This is a genomic window from Enterococcus sp. AZ020 (genome assembly GCF_050499205.1).
Classification (GTDB): Bacteria; Bacillota; Bacilli; order Lactobacillales; family Enterococcaceae; genus Enterococcus_L; species Enterococcus_L dunnyi.
On sequence record NZ_JBIPAT010000003.1, the window covers coordinates 1 to 6,670 of the forward strand.

At 38.6% G+C, this 6,670-nt stretch carries 13 protein-coding genes; all 13 read left to right on the forward strand.

What is annotated here, in order from left to right; genetic code table 11:
- The coding region (locus IGI58_RS17975; RefSeq protein WP_429955467.1) for an ATP-binding protein at nt 1–1,017 on the forward strand (1,017 nt) is incomplete at its 5' end.
- A gap of 12 nt (nt 1,018–1,029) precedes the next feature.
- Nucleotides 1,030–1,584: a hypothetical protein gene (locus IGI58_RS17980; RefSeq protein ID WP_429952847.1), complete on the forward strand. Its 555-nt coding sequence runs from the start codon at nt 1,030–1,032 to the stop codon at nt 1,582–1,584.
- A gap of 14 nt (nt 1,585–1,598) precedes the next feature.
- Entirely contained in the window at nt 1,599–2,039 is a 441-nt protein-coding gene (locus IGI58_RS17985) for a replication terminator protein (RefSeq protein WP_429952846.1), read from the forward strand.
- 4 nt (nt 2,040–2,043) lie between these two features.
- A complete protein-coding gene (locus IGI58_RS17990) occupies nt 2,044–2,811 on the forward strand; it encodes a hypothetical protein (protein WP_429952845.1) in 768 nt (255 codons plus the stop codon).
- A 51-nt stretch (nt 2,812–2,862) separates the two neighbouring features.
- Nucleotides 2,863–3,225, forward strand: coding sequence for a YopX family protein (locus IGI58_RS17995; protein ID WP_429952844.1), 363 nt, complete (start codon nt 2,863–2,865; stop codon nt 3,223–3,225).
- Nucleotides 3,226–3,588 carry a hypothetical protein gene (locus IGI58_RS18000; protein WP_429952843.1) on the forward strand — a complete coding sequence of 121 codons (363 nt, stop codon included), beginning with the start codon at nt 3,226–3,228 and terminating at the stop codon, nt 3,586–3,588.
- Nucleotides 3,589–3,747: a hypothetical protein gene (locus IGI58_RS18005; protein WP_429952841.1), complete on the forward strand. Its 159-nt coding sequence runs from the start codon at nt 3,589–3,591 to the stop codon at nt 3,745–3,747. It abuts the gene before it with no gap.
- A gap of 455 nt (nt 3,748–4,202) precedes the next feature.
- The gene (locus IGI58_RS18010) at nt 4,203–4,832 is read left to right on the forward strand and encodes a DUF3850 domain-containing protein (RefSeq protein ID WP_429952840.1); all 630 of its coding nucleotides are present in this window, start codon (nt 4,203–4,205) and stop codon (nt 4,830–4,832) included.
- Entirely contained in the window at nt 4,829–5,002 is a 174-nt protein-coding gene (locus IGI58_RS18015) for a hypothetical protein (protein WP_429952839.1), read from the forward strand. The genes IGI58_RS18010 and IGI58_RS18015 overlap by 4 nt, the downstream gene beginning before the upstream one ends.
- Nucleotides 4,999–5,187 (forward strand): hypothetical protein, encoded by a 189-nt coding sequence (locus IGI58_RS18020; protein ID WP_429952838.1) that lies wholly within the window; start codon nt 4,999–5,001, stop codon nt 5,185–5,187. Before IGI58_RS18015 ends, IGI58_RS18020 begins: the two co-directional genes overlap by 4 nt.
- The gene (locus IGI58_RS18025) at nt 5,184–5,762 is read left to right on the forward strand and encodes a hypothetical protein (RefSeq protein WP_429952837.1); all 579 of its coding nucleotides are present in this window, start codon (nt 5,184–5,186) and stop codon (nt 5,760–5,762) included. The genes IGI58_RS18020 and IGI58_RS18025 overlap by 4 nt, the downstream gene beginning before the upstream one ends.
- Complete coding sequence (locus tag IGI58_RS18030; RefSeq protein WP_429952836.1) at nt 5,749–6,030, forward strand: hypothetical protein; 282 nt, start codon at nt 5,749–5,751, stop codon at nt 6,028–6,030. Before IGI58_RS18025 ends, IGI58_RS18030 begins: the two co-directional genes overlap by 14 nt.
- Nucleotides 6,031–6,047: 17 nt before the next feature.
- The coding region (locus IGI58_RS18035) for a DEAD/DEAH box helicase family protein (RefSeq protein ID WP_429955465.1) at nt 6,048–6,670 on the forward strand (623 nt) is incomplete at its 3' end.

The window sequence follows — 6,670 nt, forward strand, 5'->3', positions numbered from 1 at the left end:
AAAGTACCAAAAGCACAAAAAGTTGTTCTGTACGGAGTAGAAGGGATCGGCAAATCAACATTTGCTAGTCAGTTTCCAGATCCATTATTCATTGATACAGAAGATTCTACTCTGCATATGGATGTAAAACGATTCGATAAGCCGACAAGTTGGACAATGCTATTGCAACAAGTGTCATTCGTAAAAGCGAATAAACCGTGTCAGACACTGGTAATCGATACGATGGACTGGGCAGAAGAAATTTGTAAACGTCATTTAATGGATGCCAACGGCTGGTCTGGCATTGACTCAGAGGGCTATGGTAAGAAGTTCGTTGCTTTGGCAAAAGAAATGGGTGGACTACTAAATTTATTGAGTGATGTAGTCGATACAGGTATTAACGTTGTGGTCACGGCTCATGCGATGCTGCGTAAAAAAGAAGAACCAGACGAAATGGGCGCTTATGATCGATATGAATTGAAGCTTGAAAAGAAAACAGCTCCATTAGTCAAAGAATGGGCGGACATGGTTCTGTTTGCTAACTACAAAACAACAATCATCACTGATAGTAAAACAGATAGTAAAAAGGCTACTGGCGGACAACGTATGATGTATACCACACATCGTCCGGCTTGGGATGCTAAGAACAGAATGGGATTAGCTGACGAGCTGCCGTTTGATTATGGACAAATTGCACAAGCGTTTATCCGAGTAACTAGCCAACCACAGCAAACTGCACCAGATCCACAATTTGATGTAGTTGCTACTGCAGAAACTCTTCCCACTGAAAATGCTTCTGTTCCGGATTTTACGCCTGATCGTGAACAGACAATGCCTGATAGTATTCCGAAATCAGTTGCTGATCTGATGACTGCTGATCAAGTAACGGTTGACGAAATCATGCAAATTATTTATCAAGGCGGATTTATGCCAGCCGACACACCACTCGATAATATTCCAGCCGATCTTTGGGGTTACTTATCAAGTAACTGGAGCAAGGCAATGGATTTATTAAATACAAAAATTAGAAACTTTTAGGGGGAAACATTAATGAACAACGAAAATGAATTTTTAGACTGGAATGGTGGTTTTGTGGCCGAGGAAAACTCGTTCACTCTTTTACCAGCCGGCGAATACCAATTTACTGTGACAAATATGGAAAGAAAAGTCTATGACGGATCAAGTGATAAAATCCCAAATGGCGCACCATATGCAGAAGTATCTTTGGAAGTAGTAGGAGCAGAAGGAAAAACTGTAGTAAAAGAACGTTTATACATGATGAAAAAATTCCAATGGAAGCTAACGGAATTCTTTTCAGCTATTGGACAAGCGCCAGTTATTGGACAGCCATTTAATCCGAACTGGTCAACGATTATCGGGAGTGCAGGACGCGCTAAAATCGAAATCAACACCTATAAGCATCAAGGAGAAGAACGTCAAAATAATCGAATCAAAGAATTCTTGAAACCAGTGGGGCAAACAGGAACGCCACAGCAAACGTTCACTCAGCCAGTGCAACCTACACAACCAGCACCGCAACAAACATTTACACAACCAACACAACCGCAACAACCAAATAACGGATTTCAACCAGGAGCGTTCTAGAAAGGGGAATTATTATGAGCAAAGAAATTGAATTGAATTTGTCAGCAATGGCAAATGGTGCTATTCAAGAAAAACTTGATGGCGAGCTAGAAAAATTATTTAAAAATATTCATGATCCAAATACAAAGGCGAAGGATAAACGAGCGATCACCATTAAATTGGAGTTCGCTCCAGATGATAACCGCCAAGTGATTAATTTAAATAGTAGCTTTTCAACGAAATTAGCGCCTGTACGTGATTTTGATACTACTATTTTAACGGGTAAAGATTTGACTAGCGGAAAAGTTGCTGCTCGTGAATTGCAATCCGAAGCACCAGGACAAACTTTTATCGATCCAGTTGATGGCCAACAAAAAACAGATGTCGGTGAATCAATTGATGTCATCGAAAAAGAAGAAGCAGCCAAAGAATCTCAGCAACAACAAATCATAAACTTACAAGAGAAAAGAGGATAAATAAATGACAATGACAAAAGAAGCAATTCAATATTTGATGGAACAAGGTATTCATCCAGAGGATCGTTTAGTTAATTTTGATAATGATACTCGATGGATGGTTATTAACAGCAATGGAGAGGCTAGAGAAATTGTGCCTAAAGTTTATTTAGCTGATCCACTTGAAATTAATACCCTTTCAGGTCTAGTGAATTATATCAAAGCGAATATTGAACGCATCAATAAAAAATTGATTGTTCAAATTAAAAATGAGCATACAGTCTACCTAAAAGGACTTATTGAAGAAGACGGGGACAGAGAATGCCTAGCAACAGCAACTGCAATTGTTCCTAGATTTCATTTTGATAATTTTTACGACATGGAAGAATTTAACATCGCGTTGCAATCAAAATTCGTTAGCCTAATTGAAGATGTAGATATTCCGGATGATCGTTCATTGTTACTGCAGGTAGTGGGGAATGTAGCAGAAAAGAACGTCAAGCAAGCAAACGATGATGGTGTTAGCCAAGCGATTACTATCAATCAAGGTGTTGCCACTCAAGCAGCCGTTCAAGTTCCTAATCCTGTTTTATTAGCACCGTACAGAACTTTCTTGGAAGTTGAGCAGCCAGCGAGTCAATTTGTATTCCGTATGAAAGACGGTCCGCGTGCTGCGATCTTTGAAGCAGACGGGGGAGCTTGGAGAAATCAAGCAATCGTTAATATTCGAGAATTCTTAGTTAAGGCACTAGAAGAAGAAATCGAATCAGAACGAATTACTATAATTGCATAAAACTGGAAGGGCGGTTTATCCGTCTTTTCTTAAAGATTGGAGAGAAGCCGAATGAATAAACCGAAGTTTCGGGCGTGGGATGAAGAGCGAGGAATGATGAAATGTCACGGATTGTTTCAAGGTTGTACGATAGCGCAATTGTATAACGATGATTATCAAAATTACATGAGGTTTTTGGATGAAATCATCCTCATGCAATACACCGGACTAAATGATAAGAACGGTGTTGAGATTTATGAGGGGGATATCATTAAAGGTCCACATGATTTCGGTCCAGCAGGATTTCATCAAAGAACTGGTGTTGTAACTTTTACTGCTGAATATGGGTATCAGTGGGAATATTGGCTAATAAATGACATTGAGGTAATAGGTTCGATCCACGAAAACCCTGAGCTACTAAGTGGGGTGGAGTAGATGAAAACTTGTCCTATTTGTGAAGAGGTATTCACTTCTTTCCAAGACGTAGTGGAAGTGAACAACAAAGTTTATCACGAAGAGTGTATCGAAATAATTCCAATTAAGTTTTGTGCTTATATACCTGGTGATTACGAAGATGGGTATTTAGGGAATTTCGAACCAGATGACAAAACTTGGGCTTCTAACATTTTAGATGAAGAAGAATATCTTGAAGAAAAACCGTATCTAGTAACGTATCTAACTTATGAAGATGAAGTTGATTCACGAGAGCAATTTGCTCTTAGTAAAGAAGATGCGACAAAGATAGTTAGTCAATGGGGATTTGTCAGCGAAGTAATTAGTGTGGAAGAGGTGGAGTAGATGTATGAGGACTTTGAAAGCCAGTTTTGCCCAAATTGCGACGAAGAACTAACTTATGAAAATTATTGTGAGGATTGCGATAAACAGTGGACTGAAAAAGAGCTAGATGATTATCAAGAAAGAGAAAACGAAGCTTATGTGAAATGGTGCAAAGAATAGCATCCGGAGTGGTTTGACGAAAAAAGCCTAGAGCCACAACTCTAGGCACCACGCTTAAGAACTCTAGGTCCGAGCGGTGATCGCTCGTAAATAGTGTATCAAAGATATAGCGTGATTTCAAATAGATTTTAGGGAGTGATATATGTTCAAACGAATTATAAATTTTAAAATGAGCGATTGGAAACATATTTGGTGGCTTTGGAAAAATATGCATATCCAATTCTTTAAAGGAAATTTTAGCGAATCGTATGAAGCTTGGATGTGGATACTGGTGCATTTATCTTATGATTCTGAGAAAAAAGAGGTGGAGTAGGTGTGGAAGGTTAAATATTTAAATTGGTCACACAAAATCAAAACTACAAGAATACAGGCATTTACGGAAAAACAAGCTGAGCAAACAGCAAGTAATCTGTCTGATGTCAAATGCATATTAGATATTAAGGAGGACACAACACATGGGAAATATAGATTATTACATTAAGAAAAATAAAATGAAGATTGAGCGAAACGAGCGTGCTTTAGAAAACGGAATGTCATCGCATGCCGTTAAAGATTTAGATTTATGCAATGAAATGAGAGAGGAATTTATTGAAGACCTTAGACAACTCAGATCATCACTACCAAACCAACAGGACAAGATTGTGGTGCCGGAGTTTGTGGCTGAGTGGATTGAACATTGCAGAAAATGCTCGTGGGATTTAAGGGCAGCGATGTCGTTTGAAAACTTTGGCAATTTTGACGATAAGAGAAAACTAAAAAAATGGTTTTTAGATGGACAAGGCAAAAGCGAATTATTCGCTCGTGCGTGGCAAGACGGTTACACAGTGGTAAAAGAGCCTAGAAAGCATGTACTGAAATTAGATAGCGAATACTATGATGATGTTGTATCGGGATTTAAAAAGTTCGAAATTAGGTTTAACGATCGTGACTATAAAGTCGGAGATATTTTGGTGTTAGAAGAATATGACGGCATCGATTATACAGGTGATCGTTGTAAAAGAATAGTCACCTACATCACAGACTATGCGCAGCAAGATGGCTATGTAGTGTTGGGGATTGAACCAGTGGAGGAGGAAGCGAAATGAGTAAATCATATACAACAGAACAATTTGAGGCAATGCGTAAATTGTTTCAAGAATTTAAAGAAGTAGGACAGGAACACGAATTTACAGTAGGTACGATCCAAAGAAGATTAAGAGTTGGGCGAGTAAAAGCGCTGGATATATTTGTTGATTTGATGGAGGATGCGGAATGAAACGAATCTACATTTTATCGAATAATGGAACTCACAAAAATTACGTAAAAAAATACGATGGTGCATACTGTGGCTTTGGAAGTCGTGAAGAAGCAAAAGCCTTTGACGAAAAGCAAGCTAAAGAAGTTAAAGCGCTGTTGGATAGAAACATGGGTGAAGCTTTTATCGAGGAGGGAAACCAATGACAGAGAAAACAATACTGCGACAGATTAGATCATTAGCTCAAACAGCTGTCAATGCAGACGATGATCAAGAGCAGTTTAGTAACCTAATGCGGATTATCGAATTAACAGAAGTAGACAACCAAAACTTTGCAGTTGGGGAGTATTACAGTTATAAAAGTTTAGAGAATGTGTTGCATATCTTAAAAATTGATGCTGTTATGGGGGACATCGTAGAAGCGGGGTTTTTAAATACTGAAACAGGAAAATTAATCAATACAAGAATTGAACTTGACAAGAAATATGTACAACCAGCCACCGCCGAACAGATAGCAACGATTAAGCGTGCCGAGCAGTTTGCTGCTAAAGGGCGTAAGTTGGATGAGTTTCGAGTGGGGGATAAGGTTAACTGTAGCGAGATACCTTTTGATAATGGTTACTATATGGGCGATTTAAAGATTGAAAGATTCGTTGGAAAGCAATTTGTTGCAGAATCAGAAACCAGTTTTTATCCATTTGATTTAGATGAAATTAACAAAGTTACCCTCATCCAAACAGCCGAAGAACTGCAGGAGGTAGAAACTAATGAAGGCATATGAAGCAAAACAATTGATCAGAGAATATTCCGCAACTACAACATTAAAAGAAATATTCGAAAGTTTTGAAAGGCCGTTCGAGTGCCCACAGTGTAAAGGTGATGGATTCTATCAGAAAAAAGTAATAGTTCCGTATCCGAGCGGCTTACCCGATTCTGGTTGGGTACCAGATAGCATTGAATACCGTAGAACAGAATGTGAATTGTGTGACGGTCATGGTTGGGCTACCAAGGAGTACAAGCCGAAAATGGTTCAGGATGGCTGGCAATAAAAAAGGAGGGCGTAACATTGGAGCTTAGACCTTATCAACAAGAATCAAGAGAGGCTGTTCAGAACGAATGGGAAGCAGGCAACAAGAAAACTCTTCTAGTTTTGCCGACAGGAACTGGTAAAACAATTGTATTCAGTAAAATTATTGAAGATACAGTTAGAAAAGGAAATAGAAATCTCGTTCTTGCTCATCGTGGTGAGTTATTGGATCAAGCAGCCGATAAATTAGAAAAAAGTACAGGACTTAAAAGTGCAACTGAAAAAGCAGAAAAAAGCGCATTAGGAAGTTTCTTCCGTGTAGTCGTTGGATCGGTCCAAACACTACAAAATGAAAAACGATTGAAGAAATTTCCACCAGATTATTTTGACAATATCATTATCGATGAAGCTCATCATTGCATCAGTGATGGTTATCAACGTGTATTGAAATATTTTGGATCAGCGAATGTTCTTGGTGTTACAGCTACACCAGATCGTGGAGATATGAGGAATTTAGGTAGTTATTTTGATTCGTTAGCTTATGAATACTCATTAGTTCAAGCAATCAAAGAAGGTTATCTATCACCAATCAAGGCGGTAACTGTTCCGCTTAAATTAGACTTATCTGGTGTGGGGCAGCAAGCAGGAGATTTTAAAACAAA

What these genes read in the sequence shown, in the direction of transcription:
- IGI58_RS18025 (WP_429952837.1), top strand. Translation starts at nt 5,184, where the DNA reads ATGACAGAGAAAACAATACTGCGACAGATTAGATCATTAGCTCAAACA.
- IGI58_RS18000 (WP_429952843.1), top strand. Translation starts at nt 3,226, where the DNA reads ATGAAAACTTGTCCTATTTGTGAAGAGGTATTCACTTCTTTCCAAGAC.
- IGI58_RS18020 (WP_429952838.1), top strand. Translation starts at nt 4,999, where the DNA reads ATGAAACGAATCTACATTTTATCGAATAATGGAACTCACAAAAATTAC.
- IGI58_RS18010 (WP_429952840.1), top strand. Translation starts at nt 4,203, where the DNA reads ATGGGAAATATAGATTATTACATTAAGAAAAATAAAATGAAGATTGAG.
- IGI58_RS17990 (WP_429952845.1), top strand. Translation starts at nt 2,044, where the DNA reads ATGACAATGACAAAAGAAGCAATTCAATATTTGATGGAACAAGGTATT.
- IGI58_RS18030 (WP_429952836.1), top strand. Translation starts at nt 5,749, where the DNA reads ATGAAGGCATATGAAGCAAAACAATTGATCAGAGAATATTCCGCAACT.
- IGI58_RS17985 (WP_429952846.1), top strand. Translation starts at nt 1,599, where the DNA reads ATGAGCAAAGAAATTGAATTGAATTTGTCAGCAATGGCAAATGGTGCT.
- IGI58_RS18015 (WP_429952839.1), top strand. Translation starts at nt 4,829, where the DNA reads ATGAGTAAATCATATACAACAGAACAATTTGAGGCAATGCGTAAATTG.
- IGI58_RS18005 (WP_429952841.1), top strand. Translation starts at nt 3,589, where the DNA reads ATGTATGAGGACTTTGAAAGCCAGTTTTGCCCAAATTGCGACGAAGAA.
- IGI58_RS17995 (WP_429952844.1), top strand. Translation starts at nt 2,863, where the DNA reads ATGAATAAACCGAAGTTTCGGGCGTGGGATGAAGAGCGAGGAATGATG.
- IGI58_RS17980 (WP_429952847.1), top strand. Translation starts at nt 1,030, where the DNA reads ATGAACAACGAAAATGAATTTTTAGACTGGAATGGTGGTTTTGTGGCC.